This window comes from Streptomyces sp. WP-1 (assembly GCF_030450125.1).
In the GTDB taxonomy this organism is placed as follows: Bacteria; Actinomycetota; Actinomycetes; order Streptomycetales; family Streptomycetaceae; genus Streptomyces; species Streptomyces incarnatus.
On record NZ_CP123923.1, the window covers coordinates 839,637 to 857,131 of the forward strand.

Genomic DNA, 17,495 nt, shown 5'->3' on the forward strand with positions numbered 1-17,495 from the left:
TCAGCCCAGTTCGAGGGTGGTCACGCCGAAGACGCGGTCCTGGGCGTGGGCGCGGACCGGTCCGGTGTACATGCGGGCCGTCTCGAAGGAGGGGGCGAGCCCGGCGGCCTCGGCGAGGGCGATACCCGCGGCGTTGGGTTCGGGGACGTCGACGGCGAGTTCGCGGCCGGCGGCCTCGCGGGCCAGCGCGGCGAACAGGGCGCGGGCGTCCTCGGCGGTGTCGGCGAAGAGCGGGCCGACGCGCAGGCTGTCGCGGCCGGGGCGGATCACGCCGTACCCGGTGAGGCGGCCTTCGTGGTGGCGTACGACGGTGTGGTGGCCCGGGGTGGTGAGCCACTCGGCGAGGAAGCGGGGGCGGTCGGCGGGGTGGCAGGCACTGTCGTAGGCGGTGATCGCGGCGAGGTCGGCGGGCCCGGCCCGGCGGACTCCCTCGGAGGTCTCCGTCCCGGGGGCGATGCCGGTGAACCGGACGGTGCGGTAGGCGAGCTGGAAGCCGGACTGGCGGTAGTTGTCCTGCTGGGCGACGACTCCGTCGAGGCCGACGGTGCGGGTGCCGGCGTGGGCCAGGGCGGTCTTCCAGGTGGTGAGGCCGTGCCCCTGGCCGCGCAGATCGGGGCGGACGAGGTAGCAGCCGAGGAAGGCGTGGTCGGCGCCGTAGTTGACGACGGAGATGGCCGAGACCGGTTCGCCGCCGATCCGGCCGAGGAAGAAGCCCTCGGGGTCCTGGGCGAAGAACGCGGGTCCGTCGGCGAGTCCGGGGTTCCAGCCCTCCGCCGCCGCCCACCCGCTGATCACCGGCCAGTCGGCGAGGCCGGCCCGGGTGACGACGAGGTCGTGGGGGGCGGGAGAAGTCATCGGTGCGCTCCATTGCGTCGGGGGCCGGCCGCCGTACCGGACGGCCCGTGTCCGCAGCATCCTCGCGGATCAACGGCCGGCGCACCACGGGGAGATCAGCCGACCGGCACCGGCCGCGGGGTGGTCAGCGCACGCGCCGGCGGGAGCGCGGAGACGAGGACGAACAGGCCGAAGAGGGTGATGGGGAGCATCCCCACCGGGTGCGGCAGCCGGGTCCAGTCGGCGTGCAGCCAGGACCAGTTGGCGTACCAGTTGCCGAGGGTGTCCGCGGTCATCGCCACGGCGCCGAGCAGGACGCCCGCCGGGCGTGCGTACAGCAGCGGGACGGCGACCAGGGGGTCGAGGACGACCAGCGCGCTGAAGAAGACCTGGAGCGGGGCGCGAAGGAGGAGTAGGCGCCCAGCCCGTGCCGGGCGAGGTCGAGGGCGTGCGCGCCCGTGCCTTCGAGGAAGCCCCCGATGGCGACGACCAGGAGTACCCGGGTCCAGGGGGCAGTGTGCGCCACCGCCGTCGGATGCAGTCCGTCACCGGGCCACCGTACTTCCCGGGGCCGCGAGAGGGCCGGGGCGCCTCTGCGGGGGTGCGCCGCCGTGGAGGTGTCCGGCTGTGAAGGTGTCGCCGCTGCGCGGGGGTTCGCCGCGAGGCTCCACCGGGCCGGCGTCCGCTCGACTGCTGGACGGTGGGGGCCCGGTGGCCGGTGGAGGCCTGGGTCGGGGTGGGGGTCAGCGCATACGGCTCGGGCGGAAACGGCGGTAGAGGATGGTGCCCGTGAGCAGCAGCGCCGCGCTGCCGGCCGCCGCGGGGGTGGTCAGGTCCGTACCGGTGTGGGCCAGCGAGGCGGTGACCGGCTCCGGCGCGGGCCGCGGGGTGTGCGGCTTGGCCGGGTGGGACTTGGCGGGGGCCGGCGGCGGCGGGGTGGGCTTCACCGGGTGGCTCGGGGTCTCGCCGCCGTTGACGGAGGTGTTGCCCATGGCCGGGTTGAGCAGTCCCACCACATTGACGCTGTTGCCGCTGATATTGACCGGCAGGTCGATGGGGAGCTGGATCCCATTGCCCGAGATCACTCCCGGGGAGTGGTGGGCGCCGCCGTGGGCCGCGGCCCCGCCGGAGGTGGTCGAGCCGCCCTTGGCGCCACCGGTCTCGTTCGCGCACGTGTTGCCCATGGCGGGGTTGAGCAGCCCCACCACGTCGACCGTGTTGCCGCACACGTTCACCGGGACGTCCACCGGCAGCTGGATGCCGTTGCCGGAGATCAGTCCGGGCGAGCCGGCCGCGACGCCGTCGGCACTCGCGCCGTCGGCCGCGAAAGCGGCGGACACCGGCCACGCCAGGGCCATCGCACCGGAGGCGGCGACGGCGGCGATCACACCGTTTCGGGTAGCCCGTCTCATTGGTTCCTGCCTTCCAGACAAGTTCGCGGGCAGTCACCCGCACCCGGTAAAACGCGGGCGAACCAGCCGAGTTATGGCCCATCGGGCTTTCACCCCATCGAGTGGCAGCGTCGATAAACCGCTTGTAAGGCCGATGAATGATCACCAATCGGGCGCGGAGCATACGGCACCCGGTGGCGTTCCGCTCGTCCGGAGGCGGGCCGAACGGGGCCCACTTATGGTGAGCGAAAGGGCGCCGTCCCGGTCCGCTGCGGGCGCCTCGGGAGGCGATCGATGCTGGCCAAGCTGTGCACGCGGTCCGCGGTGCGGCGCTGTGCGGGTACCGGAGTCCTCGCCCTGACGCTGCTCGGCTCCGTACTGCCCACGCCCGCGGTCGCGGCCTCGGTTCCGTCCGCGGCCGGCCGCCCCGACCTGTCCCGGTTCTACCGGCAGAAGGTGGCCTGGGGCGTCTGCGCGGGTCCGGGCATGCCGAGGGACATGCAGTGCGGGAAGGTGACGGTGCCGCTCGACTACGCCCGGCCCGGCACCGGCACGCTCGACCTCGCGGTGGCCCGCTATCGCGGCACCGGCGGCTCCCGCCACTCGGTGCTGCTGAACTTCGGCGGCCCCGGCGGCGCGGGCGTGAACGAACTGGCGTACGACGGCAAGCAGTTCATGGGGCTGGCCAACGGCTACGACGTGGTCACCTTCGACCCGCGCGGCGTCGGCCGCTCCTCCCCCGTCAGCTGCGGCGACGGCGGCGACCAGGCCGCGGCGGTCGCCGGCGCGGACGCCGACCTCGCCCACCCCCAGGCGCTGCTGCGGCAGTTGCGGCGGAGCGCGGACGCGTGCGCGCGCGGTTCCGGCGACGTGCTGCCGTACATAGGGACCGTGAACGCCGCCCGGGACCTGGACGTGATCCGCCAGGCCCTCGGCGAGCGGAAGCTCAACTACCTGGGTTTCTCCTACGGGACGCGGCTCGGTTCCGTGTACGCGGCGCAGTTCCCGCACAACGTGGGGCGGATGGCGCTGGACGGCGTGGACACCCTGACCGAGTCGCTCGCCGAGCAGGGCATCGACGGGGCGCGCGGGCAGCAGACCGCGCTGGAGGACTTCCTGGACTGGTGCGCGAGGGACGCCGGCTGCCCGTTCGGGCGGGACCGGCGCGCGGCCGGCGACGCGGTGGTCCGGCTGGTGCGCTCGCTGGACCGGCGGCCGGTCACGACGGACGGCGGCGACCCGTTCTCCGGGCAGGACCTGGTCACGGCCATCGTGCAGGCCCTCTACAGCAAGGACCTGTGGCCGCCGCTGGAGCGGGCGCTGGGCACGCTGACCCGCGACGGCGATCCCCGGGGCGTCATGGGCTTCGCCACCGGCGGCGCCGGGCCGGTCCTGGGCCCGGCGGCCCCCGGGCACGACGGCCTGGTCGACCCCCAGGACGTGCCGCCCGACAACCTCCAGGCCGCCCTGCTGGCGATCAACTGCGCGGACGACCCCGACCGGCCCTCCGCAGCCCGGATCGCCGGGGACCTGAAGCGGCTGCGGGCCGCGTACGACGAGGCGTCCCCGGTCTTCGGCCGCTACCGGCTCACCCAGGTGCTGATGTGCTACGGCCGCCCCAAGGGCACCGACTTCATCCGCGCCGAGGTGAAGGACGTCGACACGCCGCGGATGCTGCTGGTGGGCACGCGCGGCGACCCGGCGACGCCGTACCCGTGGGCCGTCAGGACCGCGCAGCGGCTCGGCCCCGCGGCCGTCGTCCTCGACAACAAGGGCGACGGGCACACCGGCTACGGCTCCTCCGTGTGCGTGCACCGCACGGTGGACGACTTCCTGCTCCACGGCTCCCTGCCCGCGTACGGCAGCTCCTGCCCGGCGGACGGGAAGGAGTGGAGCGTCTTCCCGAACCGCATCGACCGATGAAGGCACCGGCCGCCGACCGGCGTCCGTGACCTCGACCGGAGGGACACCATCATGCGCATGCGCGCCGCCATCGCCGTACCCACCGCCGCTGCCGCCGTCGCGGCCCTGCTGCTGACCGCGCCGCCGGGACAGGCGGCCCCCCGGGCCCCACGGGTGGCACCCTGCGTCCAGGGGGAGCTGACGCTGCGGGCGGCCACCGTGCCGCACCGGCCCACCGTGGTGCGCGTCAGCGTCACCAACCGCAGCGGGCGCGCCTGCGCCATCGACCGGGTGCCGCTGGTGACCTTCGGCGGCCTGGACGGGGCGGCGCTGCCGGTGTCGGGGGACGGCACGGGCCGGCTGCGGCTCCCGGCGGGCGCGACCGTCCACGCCGATGTGCGCACCATCGGCCGCGCCTCGGACCCGCAGGCCCGCCGGGCGGCCTCGGTCACCGTCGGCGACTGGACGGGCCGCTGGGGCCGGGTCTTCGCCCCCACCCGCCTCGGCACCGGGTCCAAGGTGGCGGTGTGGGAGCCGGTGACGACGTCCTGGCAGCCCTCGGCGGGGGCCGCGGACCGCGCGCTGGGGCTCGGTGCGGGGACCCGGACGAGCCCGAAGCCGACGCCGACGCCGACGAAGGCGACGCCGAGCCCGGCCCCGGCCACCACGACGCCGAGCCCGAGCCCGACACCCCCGGCGAGCCCGAGCCCGGCGAGCCCCTCGCAGGCCGGCCCGAGCCCGACCGGTTCCGCATCGGCGAGCCCGGTCGGCCCGGCCGCGAGCAGCCCCGGCCCCAGCTGAGCGGGCCGCTCAGCCGAGGACGAGTTCCGGCGCGTACAGGTCCAGCCACTGCGCGAGGTCCAGGGTGCGTTCCAGGCCGCGCCGGGCGGCCTGGTCGGACACCGGGGCCTCGCGTTCGGCGGCCTTGCGTACGCGGTCCCGGTCCACCAGGTCGAAGACGCGGTGCGAGGGCCGGGCCAGCAGATCCTTGGCCTGGTCCTGGAGGGCGCGGGCGTAGCGCGGGTCCTGGGTGGACGGGTAGGGGCTCTTGACCCTGTCGTACACGCTCTGCGGCAGGACGTCCCTGGACGCCTCGCGCAGCAGGCTCTTCTCCCGGCCGTCGAAGGACTTCAGGGCCCAGGGGGCGTTGAACACGTACTCGACCAGGCGGTGGTCGCAGAACGGCACCCGCACCTCCAGTCCGGTGGCCATGCTCATCCGGTCCTTGCGGTCGAGCAGGATGCGCACGAACCGGGTCAGGTGCAGATGGCAGATCTGCCGCATCCGGAACTCGAAGTCGCTCTCCCCGGCGAGGCGTTCGATGCCCGCGACGGCCGTGCGGTAGCCGTCGGCCGTGTAGCCGTCCAGGTCGAGGCTCTTGAGCAGGTCGGTGCGCAGTACGTCGGAGTCGTCGCCGAAGTGGCGGCCGAAGCGCACCAGCCAGGGGAAGGTGTCGGCGCTGCGGGCGTCCTCGTCGAAGAACTGGAGGTAGCCGCCGAAGACCTCGTCGGCGGACTCGCCGGACAGGGCGACCGTGGACTTCTGCCGGATGGCGCGGAAGAGCAGCAGCAGTGAGGCGTCCATGTCGCCGAAGCCGGTCGGCAGATCGCGGGCCCGGATGACGTGTTCGCGCACGGCGGGGTCGGCGAGCGCCTCGGCGTCGAGCACGATGTCCTGGTGCTCGGTGCGGGAGTTGCGGGCGACGTCGTGCACGAAGGGGGTGTCGGGGGTGCCGCGCAGTTCGTCGGCGACGAAGTTCTCGGTCTGGCCGACGAAGTCGACGGCGAAGGAGCGCACCGTCTCGCCCTGTTCGGCGAGTTGCCGGGCGGCGATGGCGGTCATGGCGGAGGAGTCGAGGCCGCCGGAGAGCAGGGTGCAGCGGGGCACGTCGGCGACGAGCTGGCGGCGCACGATGTCGTCCAGCAGGGTGCGCACGGTGGCGATGGTGGTGTCGCGGTCGTCCTCGTGCGGGCGGGTCTCCAGGCGCCAGTAGACGCGGGTGGACAGTCCGGAGCGGTCGACGGTGACGACCGTGCCGGGCTCCACCTCGCGCATGCCGTCCCAGACGGCGTGCCCCGGGGTCTTGATCATCACGAGCAGCTCGCGCAGCCCGTCGAGGGTCACCCGGGGGCGGGCCAGCGGGTTGGCGAGGATCGCCTTGGGCTCGGAGCCGAACAGGACGCCGTCGGGCGTGCGGTAGTAGTAGAACGGCTTGATGCCCATGCGGTCGCGGATCATCACGAGCTGGTCGCGGCGGCCGTCCCAGATGGCGAACGCGTACATGCCGTTGAGGCGTTCGGCCAGCGCGTCGCCCCATTCGACGTAGGCGTGCAGGACCACCTCGGTGTCGGAGTCGGTGGTGAACCGGTGGCCCCGGTCGGTCAGTTCGCGGCGCAGCTCGGTGAAGTTGTAGGTCTCCCCGGAGTAGACCAGCGCGACGGTGCCCTCGGGGGTGTCGAGGGACATCGGCTGGCGGCCGCCGGGCAGGTCGATGATGGCGAGCCGGCGGTGTCCCAGGGCTGCGGGCCCCTCGGCCCAGGTGCCGCGGTCGTCCGGGCCGCGGCAGGCCATCGTCTCGGTCATCGCATGCAATGTGGTGGCCTCGGCGCTCAGGTCACGGTCGAAGGACACCCATCCGGTGATGCCGCACATGCGCTGCCTCCTGCCTCCGGCCGACCGCCGGCGCCGCGCTCATCTGCGCTTTCGCGCGGGCCGCGGCTCCGGCCGACGAACCAGTTGTATCGAGCACCTATATGACGAGCGTCCGCCCGCGCCGGGTGCCGGTCAACGCGGACGTAACACGGCCGCGGCCGTCCGCCCGATGGTTTCGGCCGCGTTTTGCCTTCGCGAGGTCCGGGAATCGCGACGCCGGGGCGCCACGGGCGCCGGGAACCGGCCACTGGGCAAAAAGTTCCCCAAGCGTGGCGCGCCGTGTGGCATCGCGGTCGAGAACCGCTCCGGCGCCCGGGTGGCCCGGCCGCCGGGGCACCGCGGGCGCGTCCCGGCACGCGGTCATACGTCTTGAATACCCCGAATGCCGTACATGTGAATCAGCCCTATGGTTCTGTCATGGAGCACGCACTGAGTCCCGCGACCCTTGCCGAACTGCGGCGTCCGCGGCCCTATCCGGCGGTGTCGGTGCTGACCCCGACGCACCGCCGCGGATCCGGCAACAAGCAGGATCCGGTCCGGCTGCGCAACATGCTGGCCGAGGCCCGCAAGCGCCTGGAGGCCGATCCCGCCGTGACCCGGGAGCGGCGGGCGGACGTGGACGCCCAGCTCGACCGGGCGCTCGCCGAGGTGGATCTCGCGCACGCCGAGGAGGGTCTGGTGATCTTCGCGGCGCCGGGTGAGCACCAGGTCTGGTCGCTGGCCCGCAGCGTCCCCGAGCGTGTGGTGCTCGCGGACACCTTCCTCACCCGCAATCTGGTCGCCGCGCAGGCGGCCGAGCGGCCTTTCTGGGTGCTGTCGGTCTCGGCCGACCAGGTCACCCTGTGGAGCGGCGGCGTGGACCGGGTGGCGGAGGAGCACGCCGGGGGCTTCCCGCTGATCCGCAGCCGCCCGAACTTCGACGCCGAGCGGCAGATGCGCGTCGGTGACCAGCCGAGCACCTTCCGCGACGAGGGCACCCGGCAGTTCCTGCGCGAGGCGGACAACGCGATGGCCGCCGTGCTGCGCGAGCACCCCCGGCCGCTGTACGTCACCGGCGAACGGGCCGCGCTCTCCCTGCTGGACGAGGCCGGTACGGTCGCCAGGGGCGCGGTGCACGTGGGGCACGGCGGGCTCGCGAACTCCGGTCCCGAGGCGGTGTGGCAGGCCATCCGCCCGGTCCTGGAGGCGGAGGAGTCCAAGGGCACCCACTCCGTCGTCGAGGAACTGACCTCCGCGCGCGGCCGCAAGGCCTTCGCGGCCGGTCTGGACGAGCTGTGGCTCAGCGCCCGGGAGGGCCGGGTGCGGCTGCTCGCCGTGGAGGACGGCTTCCGGGCCGTGGTCCGCGACGACGGCGACCACCTGGTGCCGGCCGAGCCCGGCGACCTGGACGCCCGCGACGACATCGTGGACGAGATCGTGGAGCAGTGCCTGGAGACCGGCGCCGACGTCCGCTTCGTGCCCGACGGCACGCTGGGCGAAGAGGACGGGATCGCGGGGGTGCTGCGGTTCTGATCCGCCCGTGCGGCCCGCGCGGGCCCGGGAGATCGTCGGCTGTCCTGTCCGACGACACCTTCGCGGGCCTGCTCGTCATGTCACCGGCCGGTGGGGCGGGAACCACGGTCGTCGCCCGGCGGGAGGCTGCCGGCGAGACCGTCGAGGATCCGGTCGAGTCCATGGGCGAAGCGGTCCTCGCGCACCTGCCGCGGGTCCGCCTCCCCGCCGGAGTCCGGGCTGTGGTCCGACAGCCGTTCGTGCTCGGGGACACCGCTTCGGTCGACCAGTGAGAGGTATGCGGCCTCGCTGGTGGCGATCCCGACGACGTAGGACATGAGCGCCCCCGCGGCCAGGTCCTCCTCCCCCGCGGGGAAACCGGCCGCCTCGAACTGCGCGAGGAGACCCGATGTCATGCGGACGGCGTCCGGGCCGACGTGGAGAAGCCCGACCTGGCCGAGTTCGGGGCCGGCCCAGGGGTGGCGCAGGACCATGGCGCGCAGGTCGACGGCGGCGCGGGTGACCGCCGTGCGCCATGTGCGGGCCCGTACGGCAGGGTCATCGCCACCGCGGGCGACCTCGCACGGCTCGCCCGGATGCACCTTGCCGGCGGCGTGGCCGAGGACGGCACCCGCGTGCTCTCCGAGGAGACAGTCGCGCTGATGCAACGCCGGGTGGTGGACTGCCCCGACAAGTGGACGGTCAGCTCGGACGGCTGGGGCCTGGGCTGGACCCTGTACGACTGGAACGGCGTCGGCGGCTACGGCCACGACGGCGCCTCCATCGGACAGTACGCCTACCTGCGCGTGGTGCCGTCGGCCGGCGTCGCCGTCGCGCTGCTCACCAACGGCGGCGGCGCGCGCGAGGTGTACGCGGCGCTCCACCGCGAGCTGCTCGCCGATCTGGCAGGCGTGGCCGTGCCGGAACCCTTCGGCCCGTCGGCCACGCCACCCGTGGTGGACCGGGCACCGCTCGTCGGCACGTACCGGCGCGAGGGCGTGGTCATCACGGTGACCGAGAAGAACGGTGCCGGGCACGCGCTCTACGAGTTCGTCGACGGCATGAAGGACCCTTTCGGAGCCCCTGCGGATCAACCTGCTGCCGGTCACGGAGACGGCCTTCGCCGGCACAGGCGTGGGTTCGGCCTTCAGCACGGACTACACACCGGTGATCTTCTCCAGCCTGCCCGACGGCACAGGCTGCGTCCGCATCGGCATGCGCTGCGCCCCCAGGGCCGGCTGATCGGCGTCGTCGACCGGCCGGGGCGGCCCGGACCGGCCGGGGGCAGATCACCCTCGTCGACGGCCCGCTGGAACCGGTGGCGGAGGCGAGCACGGCCGTCGTCGCGCCAGGCGATCAGGGCACCCCGGACCGTCCTGCCGGAGTGTCCGGCGGCCGGAGGGGACGCCCCGGAGGCGGTCGCCGCCGTGGCCTTCCTCGCCTCCCCGGACAGCGGCCTCATGCTCGGCACCACCCCGCGCGTCAACGGCGGCGAGAACCAGTTCCGACCCCGCCGCGCGGGGGTCCGGGCGCTGGAGGGCGGTGGGCGGCTGGCCGCCGGACTCGCCCCGCGCCCGGACCTGGACGCGGCGGTCAGCCGCTGACGCTGGTGGCGCCCGTCTCCAGGTGTCCGGTGAACCGGCGCGACCAGGACGCGTCGGAGTCCACCGTGATCGTGAAGTCGTACCAGCCGTTGTTGTACGCGACCGCGTTGAAGAAGTCCTCCGTCGAGGCGCCGGCGGCGACGGTGTACGTCCAGGGGCCGTCGGAGCGGTAGTGGTTGGAGGTGATGGTGAACTTCACCGGCGAGGAACCGGAGTTGACCATCTTGAAGTAGAGGGCGAGCTTCCCGCTGCCCGGCTCGACCGCGTAACGGGTGCTCACCTCGGCGGACTTGCCCGCCTTGGTGGCATCGCCCTGGAAGCGGCGCAGGAACCGGTTGGGGCCGACCATCGACAGGTCGTACTTGCCGTCGCCGTAGCCCGAGCCGATGTTGAAGAAGTCGGTGGCGGTGCCGCCCGCGTCCACCGTGTACTGCCAGGGCGTGGTGTCACGGTAGGCGTTGGGGTGGATGGAGAAGTGGGCCGCGCGGGAGGCGGGGCCGCCCTGGTTGGTCATGACGAACCAGGCGAGCGTCTTGCCGCCCGCGTCGAACTCCAGGCGGTCCAGACAGCCGCCCGGCTGGTACGGCAGCGCGCGGGCCGGGCGGGTGCCGGGCTCCTGCGCGGGCAGCGCGTTGTCGGTCGGCACCGGGTTGGGCAGCGAGGTGCAGTTGTCGATGCCGATGACGCTGGTCGCGGGCAGCGGGACCGGGCCCTTGACCGGGTGGGCGAAGTCGAACACACCGGTGAGGTCGCCGCTCACCTTGCGCCGCCAGTCGCTGATGTTGGCGCACTTCGCGGGCGTGCCGAGGGCGGCGGTCCAGGTCTCCAGGAAGCGCAGCACCGAGGTGTGCTCGAAGACCTCCGAGGAGACCCAGCCACCGCGTGTCCAGGGCGAGATGACGATCATCGGCACCCGGAAGCCGAAGCCGAACGGCACCCCGTTGAGGAACTCGCCGGCCGTGCCGGAGGGCGGGGACGGCGGGGGCACATGGTCGAAGTAGCCGTCGTTCTCGTCGTAGTTGAGGAACATGACGGTGGAGTCGAAGACGTCCTCGTCGGCGGCCAGGGCCTGGTAGACGAGGTTGACGAAGTGGGCGCCGTCGCCGGGCGGGGCGTAGGGGTGCTCGGAGAACGCCTGGTTGGCCACCACCCAGGAGACCTGCGGGAGAGTGCCCGCCTGGACGTCGGCCCTGATGGCGGCGGCGATGTCGTCCGGGGTGGAGCCGGTCACCTTCGGCACCGAGGACATGCCCCGGTCGTACAGCGGGTCGCCCGCCTTGGCGTTGGCGAACCTGCTGAAGTACGCGCAGGCGTTGTCGCCGTAGTTGTCCGAGGCGTTCTGGTAGACCTTCCAGCTCACCCCGGCGGCCTGGAGCGCCTCGGCGTAGGTCTGCCAGGTGAGGCCGGACTCGTCGCCGCCGTCGTTGCTGGAGGAGTCGACCTTGCCGCTCCACAGATAGGTGCGGTTGGGGCCGGTGGCGCTCAGTGTGGAGCAGAAGTAGGCGTCGCAGATGGTGTAGTTGTCGGCGAGCGCGTAGTGGAAGGGGATGTCGGAGCGGTCCAGGTAGCCGAGCGAGCGGACGTTGCCGACACCCAGGACCCAGTTGTCCAGGCGGCCCTTGTTCCAGGCGGAGTGCTGCGAGGACCAGGAGTGCGGCAGGTCGCCGTTGCACTGCGCGAGGGTCTCGCCGTCCTTGCCGGCCGCCGACGGGGTGGAGCTGAGCTTCCACGGGTACTGGCGGGAGAGCAGATTGGGCTGGTTGAAGACGGAGTAGTTGCCGCCGAGAGTGATGCCGCTGCGGTCGTCGAAGCCGCGCACGCCCTTGAGACGGCCGAAGTAGTGGTCGAAGCTGCGGTTCTCCTGCATCAGGATCACCACGTGCTTGACGTCCTTGATCGTGCCGGTCGCCGTGGTGGCGGCAGCCGCGGTGGTGCGCGTGGTGGCGCCCAGCGCCACTCCCGCCGCCACGGATGCGCCCAGCCCCACGAAGCCCCTTCGGCTGATCGGTGTCATTCGTCCGCCCTCGGTCACGGTAGTGCCCCTGCGGCACACCGCGGGCCAGGGTGCCCGCGCCGGTCGTCCGGGTCCATACCCGTGCGGTGAGGCGAAGGTGAACAATGTTCAAAACCGGCCGGGGCTCACCCGGACAACTCCGGCGGACGCCTCACACCCCTCCGAACAGCGCGTTCAGCCCCCGCTCCACCACCGCCTCCATGTCCTCCTGGCCGGCCGCGACCACCTCGTAGGTGCGCACCAGGAAGCGGCGCAGGGTCGAGGTGGGGAACTGGAGCAGGGCGAGACCGAAGGGCGAGTGGAACTCCAGTACGGTCCGGGTGCGGCCGTAGGGCCAGATCTGCACATCGCCGTGGCCGGCCGGGGTGCGCAGCCCCTGGTCCAGCAGGGAGCGGGCGAAGGTCCAGCTGACGTCCTCGCCCTCCAGCGCCGCCTCGGCCGGGAAGTCCACGAAGACGGCGAGCGGGTCGCCGGTGGTGTAGCGCAGGGTGGCCGTGAGCGGGATCTCCTGGTCCTCGGCGGTCACGAGCCGGGCAAGGGCGGGCAGTTCGATGGTGGTCTCCATGCCTTTATGGAGTGCGGGGAGGCCCTTCGCATGCCGCCAAATCCGGTCAGAGTTCGATGGGTACCGGCCGGTCCCGAACGGCGGGGAACACAAGGCCCTCGAACAGACGGTTGACTACCTGGTCCGGGGGCCTCGACGCAGGACCGCCGGATCCGTCAACTCCCGTAGGACGTCTACGACTTGATTGCCCGACCGGGCACTGCGGGAGCGCTCGGGATCGCTTCGGGAAGACTCTGGCATATGCCGGAAGCACCACCGTATCGTGTGTTGCCAAATCCCTTACGGGGCGTCCCGCGCTGTGCGAGAGTCGTTACGGTCCCCCGTTCCGCCCGGCCCTGCCGTCCCCCTCGTTCGGAGTGCGAAATGCCGTCATCGGTCTCCGCGGACCGCGCCGCCGCCCAGCCGCCCGGGCACGACCCGGTCGAGGCGTTGATCACCCAGGCGCGGCGGCTCAAGGGCGACATGGACGCGGTACGGCGGGACGTCCGCCACGACGACACGGACCCCGAGGAACGCTGGCAGCGCGCCCTGTACGACCTGGCACTGCACCAACTGGACGACGTGGACGCCCACTTGGCCCAGCTGCGCGACGGACCCGCACCCCTGCCCCCGGCCGCCGAGCCACCGGAGCCTTTGGAGCCCGCCGAGGCGGTCGCCGTCCGCCCGGCCCCCGCCGGCGCCCCGCGCGGCGCGCTGCTCAGCCGGGTCGGCAGCGCCGAGTGGAATCTGCTCACCGACGAGGCGTCCTGGTCCGGGGAGCTGTACCGGATCCTCGGCCGCGACCCCGCCCTGCCCGCCCTCACCCTGGACGAACTGCCCTCGCTCGTCCTGGAGGAGGACCGTCCGAAACTGACCGCGATGGTCACGGACTGCCTGATCGACGGCCGCCCGATCGACGGCGAGTTCCGGGTGTGCCGCCCCGACGGCTCCGTGCGCAGCGTGCACATGATGGGCGAGCCGGTGCTCGGCGCCGACGGCGGCACCGTCTCGATGTGGGCCGTGCTGCGCGACGTCAGCACGCTGCGCCGCAGCCGGCGCACGGTGCGCGAGACGCATGACTCGCTGCGCCGGCACCGCCAGCGGGAGCAGACCGAGCACCGGGTCGCCACCGCGCTCCAGGAAGCCGTACTGCCGCCCTGGCGCGGCTCCCTGCGCCCCCCGCACCAGGGCCCGCGCACCCTGGACCTCGCCGCGCACCGGCTGCCCTCGGACGGCGGGACGCCGATCGGCGGGGACTGGTACGACGCCCTGGAGCTGGCCGACGGCGAGACGCTGCTCAGCGTCGGCGACCTCACCGGGCACGGGGTGGCCGTCGCCTCCGGCATGGCGACCCTGCTCGGCGCGGTGCGCGGCATGGCGATGACGGGCACCCAGCCCGGCCAACTCCTGTCCCTGCTCAATCAGTTACTGGACGCCACGGTGCAGCCGGCTCTCGGCAGCGCCGTCTGCGCCCGCTACCGGCCCAGCACCCGGACCCTGGTCTGGGGGCAGGCCGGACACCCCGCCCCGCTGCTGTTCCGCGACGGGACGGGGTGCGCGCTCGACGCCCCCGAGGGCGTGCTGCTCGGGGCCACCTCGGGCGCCGTCTACGGGCAGGCCGAGGTGATCCTCGTACCGGGCGATCTGCTCCTGCTGCACACCGAGGGCCTGGTACCCGGGCACAGCCGGACGGCGGCCGTGGACCGGCTGCTGGGTCTCGCCCCACGGTTCGACGACGCCCGGGACGCACAGGACTGCGCGCGGGTGCTCGTGGAGGAGTTCGGCGGGGCCGGGCGGGTGGACGACGCGTGTGTGCTCGTCGCCAGGGTCACGGCCTGAGCGGACGCCTGTGAACATGACCGGACGTCAGATGTGCTGCCCGGTATGAGGGAACGCGGCGCGCGGCCCCCTACGCCTGCGCGCTGTTCGCGCCCTTGCTCCTCGGCTTGGGCAGGGCCAGTCTGATCTCCTCCCGCAGTTCATGGATCTTCGGGTATCCGGCGTACTGCGCGGTGAGCCGGTACATCTGGCGCAGCCGGTCCCAGGTGCGGCGCGAGGAGTTCGCGCCCATGGACATCAGGGCGAGCCGCGCGTAGCGTTCGGCCTGCTCGGGGTCGTCGGCGATGAAGCAGGCCGAGGCCATGGAGAGATGGTCGAAGATCTTCGAGCGCTCCCGGCCGTCGACGCGCAGCGCCAGGGCCCGGTCCGCGAAGTGCTGGGCGTGCACGGCCGCGTCCGGGTCGAACTCGGCCAGCGTGCGGTAGGCCAGGGCCTGCATGCCGTACAGGTCCTCGGCCTTGAAGGTCTGCATCCAGTCGAGGGGCTCGCCGTCGCCCCGGTCGGCCACGAACAGGTCCTCCGCCTGTCCGAGGGTGCGGCGCATCGCCTGGCCCTTGCCCATCGCCGCCTGCGCCCAGGCCTCGATGGTGTGGAACATCGCCTTGGTACGCGGCTGGAGGCGCTCGCCCCCGCCGGACTGGGCGAGCTTCATCAGGTCCAGCGCGTCGCCGGGCCGGCCCAGATGGACCATCTGGCGGGCCGCCCGGGACAGCGCCTCCCCGGCGCGCGGCCGGTCACCGCCCTCCCGGGCGGCGTGCGCGGCGATGACGAAGTACTTCTGCGCCGTGGGTTCCAGGCCGACGTCGTGGGACATCCAGCCCGCGAGGACGGCCAGATTGGCGGCGACGCCCCACAGGCGCCGCTGGAGGTGGGGTGGGTGGCGGTAGGAGAGCATGCCGCCCACCTCGTTGAGCTGGCCCACCACCGCCTTGCGCTGGAGGCCGCCGCCGCGGGCCGCGTCCCAGGCCCGGAAGACCTCGACGGAGCGCTCCAGCTCCGCGACCTCCTCCGAGCCGATGGGGGCGGCCTCGTAGCGGTCGAAACCGGCGGGGTCGGGGTGCAGGGGGTCGTCCAGGGCGGGGCCGTCCGCCCTGAGGACCGGGTCGGTGTGCAGCCAGTCGTGCATGGCGCTGCTGAGTGTGGATCCCGCGGCGAGCGCGGCACCCGCGCCCACCAAGCCGCGTCGGTTGAGCATGAGGTCCATTCCCGTGAATTCGGTGAGGACCGCGGCGGTCCGCTCGGGCGCCCACGGCACTCCGTCGGGATGTTCCTCGATCCCGTCGCCCTGCCGTTTCCCTGCCCGCCCGTGGCGCACCAGACCGAGGTCCTCGATGGTCACGACACGGCCGAGACGCTCGGTGAACAGAGCCGCCAGCACCCGCGGCACGGGATCGCGCGGGATCTCTCCCATGTCGATCCAGCGCCGGACCCGGGAGGTGTCGGTCGCCAGCTGGGGGTGGCCCATGGCCGCCGCCTGCCGGTTGACCAGTCTCGCGAGTTCGCCCTTCGACCAGCCGGCCAGGCCGAACAGGTCACAAAGGCGGGTGTTGGGTCGTCCGCTCACGTCAAGCCCCCAGGTTCTCGGCTGAGTTGACAGTAGACCCGGGAGAGTTGCCGGGCGACTATTCGCCAGGGTTCGCCAGGGTGCGCCAGATGGTGTGCCACGGGTCAGCAGGTGTCAGGTAGGAAAGCGCCACCCCGACCCGGTCTCCCCGGGGACATTCCCCAGGGTGTGACCGGGGACCGGGCCGGGCTGACGCAAGGACCTCTCTGGCAGGCACCGCAGGCAACGAAGGGATCTGGATCTCCCATGTACGCGGCAACGTCCTCCGTGTCCGCCCCGCTTCGGCCGTTGCGCCCCCGCCCGGCGGGCGGCGGACCGTATCTCGACCCGGCGGTGCGTCCGGGCGGCTCCGTGCTGGGCGCGCCCCGCCCCCGGCGGGTCCCGGGGCAGCCCGTCCCGCCGCTCAGCGGGAGGCTGGACCTCTCCGGACCCCAGGGCGCCCCGCTGCGCACCGCGCTCGCCGCGGTGCAGCGGATCTGCCCGGAGTTCGCGCCGGTCCAGGTGCTGCGGCGCAGCGCGCGCTCCGTGCTGTTCGTGGGCACCACGGGCCGCAGCACGGCCGTGGCCAAGTGCCTGCTGGACCACACGCCGGGATGGGCGGAGCGGAGCCGCCACGAAATAGCCGTATACCGCTCGTTCGTCCGGCACCGGCCCCCGGTCCGGGCGCCCCGGCTGATCGCGGCGGATCCGGACAACTGCGCCCTGGTGATCGAGCGGATGCCCGGCCGGGTGGCGGCACTTCAGCGGCATCCGATGGAGGCGCCGCCCCGCGCCGACATCCGCGCGGCGCTGGGCGCGATCTGCCGGGTGAACGCCTGGCGGCCGCCCGCCGGTCTGTTCGACATGCCCCTGGACTATGTCGAACAGATGTCCCGCTACCACGAGTTGGGGCTGCTCACCGACCGGGACCTCGGCGACCTCCAGAAGCTGCTGCACGGCATCGCACAGGAGGTGGGCCGGGGCGCCATGCTCCAGTTCTGCCACGGCGACGCCCTGCTGTCGAACATCCTGGTGTCCCCGGCGGGCCCGGTGCTGGTGGACTGGGAGCACGCCGGCTGGTACCTGCCGGGCCACGACCTGGCCACGCTGTGGCTGGTGCTCGGCCAGGCCCCGGCGGCGCGGCGGCAGATCAGCCAGATCGCCCAGTCGGCGGGCCCGGCCTCCCGGGACGCCTTCCTGGTGAACCTGATGCTGCTGCTGACCCGTGAGATCCGGCGTTACGAGACGGCCGTCCAGCGCGCGATGCAGGACCCGCCCCCGGCGGCCCCCGGCCTGCCCCACCCGGGCGCCGTGACCTCCGGCGAGGAGCAGCGGCTGCTGCTGCGGCGGCTGCACGACGACTGCCAGATGGCCCGCAAGGCGGTGCGTGCGGCGGTCGGCACCCGCTGACGGGGCGAGGGCCCGCGGTGCGCCAGGAGTGGCGGCGCACCGCGGGCCTTCGTATGCGCGGATACGACCTCTGTACGGGTACGGCCGCGCGTGCGGGCGGGTACAGCCACGCTCGCGGGCGGGTACGACCGCGCATGCGTTCGGACATACGGCCGCGTGGAGGAATCGTTTCAGCCGTACGGCGGCGAGCACCCGGGGCCGGTGCGGCCGGCACCGCGCGACGTCCGTACGGCCGCGACCAGCGACGCGACCCATTGGTCTATGCCACTGA

Annotated in this window: 15 protein-coding genes; 6 read left to right on the top strand and 9 right to left on the bottom strand. The window is 73.3% G+C overall.

Going from position 1 to position 17,495, the window contains the following annotated elements; genetic code table 11:
* The 4 genes from QHG49_RS03415 to QHG49_RS03430 form a co-directional block, all read right to left on the bottom strand.
* Complete coding sequence (locus QHG49_RS03415) at positions 1-855, bottom strand: GNAT family N-acetyltransferase (RefSeq protein WP_145491385.1); 855 nt, start codon at positions 853-855, stop codon at positions 1-3.
* Positions 856-950: 95 nt separating this feature from the next.
* Positions 951-1,136 carry a hypothetical protein gene (locus QHG49_RS03420; RefSeq protein ID WP_301487167.1) on the bottom strand — a complete coding sequence of 62 codons (186 nt, stop codon included), beginning with the start codon at positions 1,134-1,136 and terminating at the stop codon, positions 951-953.
* Positions 1,127-1,360: a hypothetical protein gene (locus QHG49_RS03425; RefSeq protein ID WP_301487168.1), complete on the bottom strand. Its 234-nt coding sequence runs from the start codon at positions 1,358-1,360 to the stop codon at positions 1,127-1,129. The genes QHG49_RS03420 and QHG49_RS03425 overlap by 10 nt, the downstream gene beginning before the upstream one ends.
* Positions 1,361-1,577: 217 nt before the next feature.
* Complete coding sequence (locus QHG49_RS03430; RefSeq protein ID WP_167532436.1) at positions 1,578-2,222, bottom strand: chaplin; 645 nt, start codon at positions 2,220-2,222, stop codon at positions 1,578-1,580.
* A 297-nt stretch (positions 2,223-2,519) separates the two neighbouring features.
* On the opposite strand from QHG49_RS03430, the gene QHG49_RS03435 reads away from it, so the two are divergent.
* Both QHG49_RS03435 and QHG49_RS03440 read left to right on the top strand, forming a co-directional pair.
* A complete protein-coding gene (locus QHG49_RS03435; RefSeq protein ID WP_301487169.1) occupies positions 2,520-4,148 on the top strand; it encodes an alpha/beta hydrolase in 1,629 nt (542 codons plus the stop codon).
* A 57-nt stretch (positions 4,149-4,205) separates the two neighbouring features.
* Entirely contained in the window at positions 4,206-4,928 is a 723-nt protein-coding gene (locus QHG49_RS03440) for a DUF4232 domain-containing protein (protein ID WP_301487170.1), read from the top strand.
* Positions 4,929-4,937: 9 nt separating this feature from the next.
* Here QHG49_RS03440 and asnB read toward each other — a convergent pair whose 3' ends face one another.
* A complete protein-coding gene (gene asnB / locus QHG49_RS03445; protein WP_145491398.1) occupies positions 4,938-6,779 on the bottom strand; it encodes an asparagine synthase (glutamine-hydrolyzing) in 1,842 nt (613 codons plus the stop codon).
* Between the two features lie 417 nt (positions 6,780-7,196).
* On the opposite strand from asnB, the gene QHG49_RS03450 reads away from it, so the two are divergent.
* Positions 7,197-8,291: a chemotaxis protein gene (locus QHG49_RS03450; RefSeq protein ID WP_301487171.1), complete on the top strand. Its 1,095-nt coding sequence runs from the start codon at positions 7,197-7,199 to the stop codon at positions 8,289-8,291.
* 80 nt (positions 8,292-8,371) lie between these two features.
* On the opposite strand, the gene QHG49_RS03455 is transcribed toward QHG49_RS03450, so the two are convergent.
* Positions 8,372-8,764, bottom strand: a complete 393-nt coding sequence (locus tag QHG49_RS03455) for a hypothetical protein (RefSeq protein WP_370530420.1) — start codon at positions 8,762-8,764, stop codon at positions 8,372-8,374.
* Between QHG49_RS03455 and QHG49_RS34000 the strand changes: the two genes are divergently transcribed.
* Entirely contained in the window at positions 8,750-9,874 is a 1,125-nt protein-coding gene (locus tag QHG49_RS34000) for a serine hydrolase (protein ID WP_370530421.1), read from the top strand. The genes QHG49_RS03455 and QHG49_RS34000 overlap by 15 nt on opposite strands.
* Here the strand turns inward: QHG49_RS34000 and QHG49_RS03470 are convergent.
* Both QHG49_RS03470 and QHG49_RS03475 read right to left on the bottom strand, forming a co-directional pair.
* On the bottom strand, positions 9,864-11,888 hold the full coding sequence (locus QHG49_RS03470) for a phosphocholine-specific phospholipase C (RefSeq protein ID WP_301487173.1): 2,025 nt from the start codon (positions 11,886-11,888) through the stop codon (positions 9,864-9,866). The two genes, QHG49_RS34000 and QHG49_RS03470, sit on opposite strands and share 11 nt — an antisense overlap.
* Before the next feature lie 151 nt (positions 11,889-12,039).
* A complete protein-coding gene (locus QHG49_RS03475) occupies positions 12,040-12,453 on the bottom strand; it encodes an SsgA family sporulation/cell division regulator (RefSeq protein WP_301487174.1) in 414 nt (137 codons plus the stop codon).
* Between the two features lie 363 nt (positions 12,454-12,816).
* Here QHG49_RS03475 and QHG49_RS03480 point away from each other — a divergent pair, with 363 nt between their 5' ends.
* A complete protein-coding gene (locus QHG49_RS03480; RefSeq protein WP_159698615.1) occupies positions 12,817-14,271 on the top strand; it encodes a PP2C family protein-serine/threonine phosphatase in 1,455 nt (484 codons plus the stop codon).
* 70 nt (positions 14,272-14,341) lie between these two features.
* On the opposite strand, the gene QHG49_RS03485 is transcribed toward QHG49_RS03480, so the two are convergent.
* Entirely contained in the window at positions 14,342-15,835 is a 1,494-nt protein-coding gene (locus QHG49_RS03485) for a hypothetical protein (RefSeq protein WP_301487175.1), read from the bottom strand.
* A gap of 246 nt (positions 15,836-16,081) precedes the next feature.
* On the opposite strand from QHG49_RS03485, the gene QHG49_RS03490 reads away from it, so the two are divergent.
* On the top strand, positions 16,082-17,224 hold the full coding sequence (locus tag QHG49_RS03490) for an aminoglycoside phosphotransferase family protein (RefSeq protein WP_301487176.1): 1,143 nt from the start codon (positions 16,082-16,084) through the stop codon (positions 17,222-17,224).
* Positions 17,225-17,495: the final 271 nt, after the last annotated feature.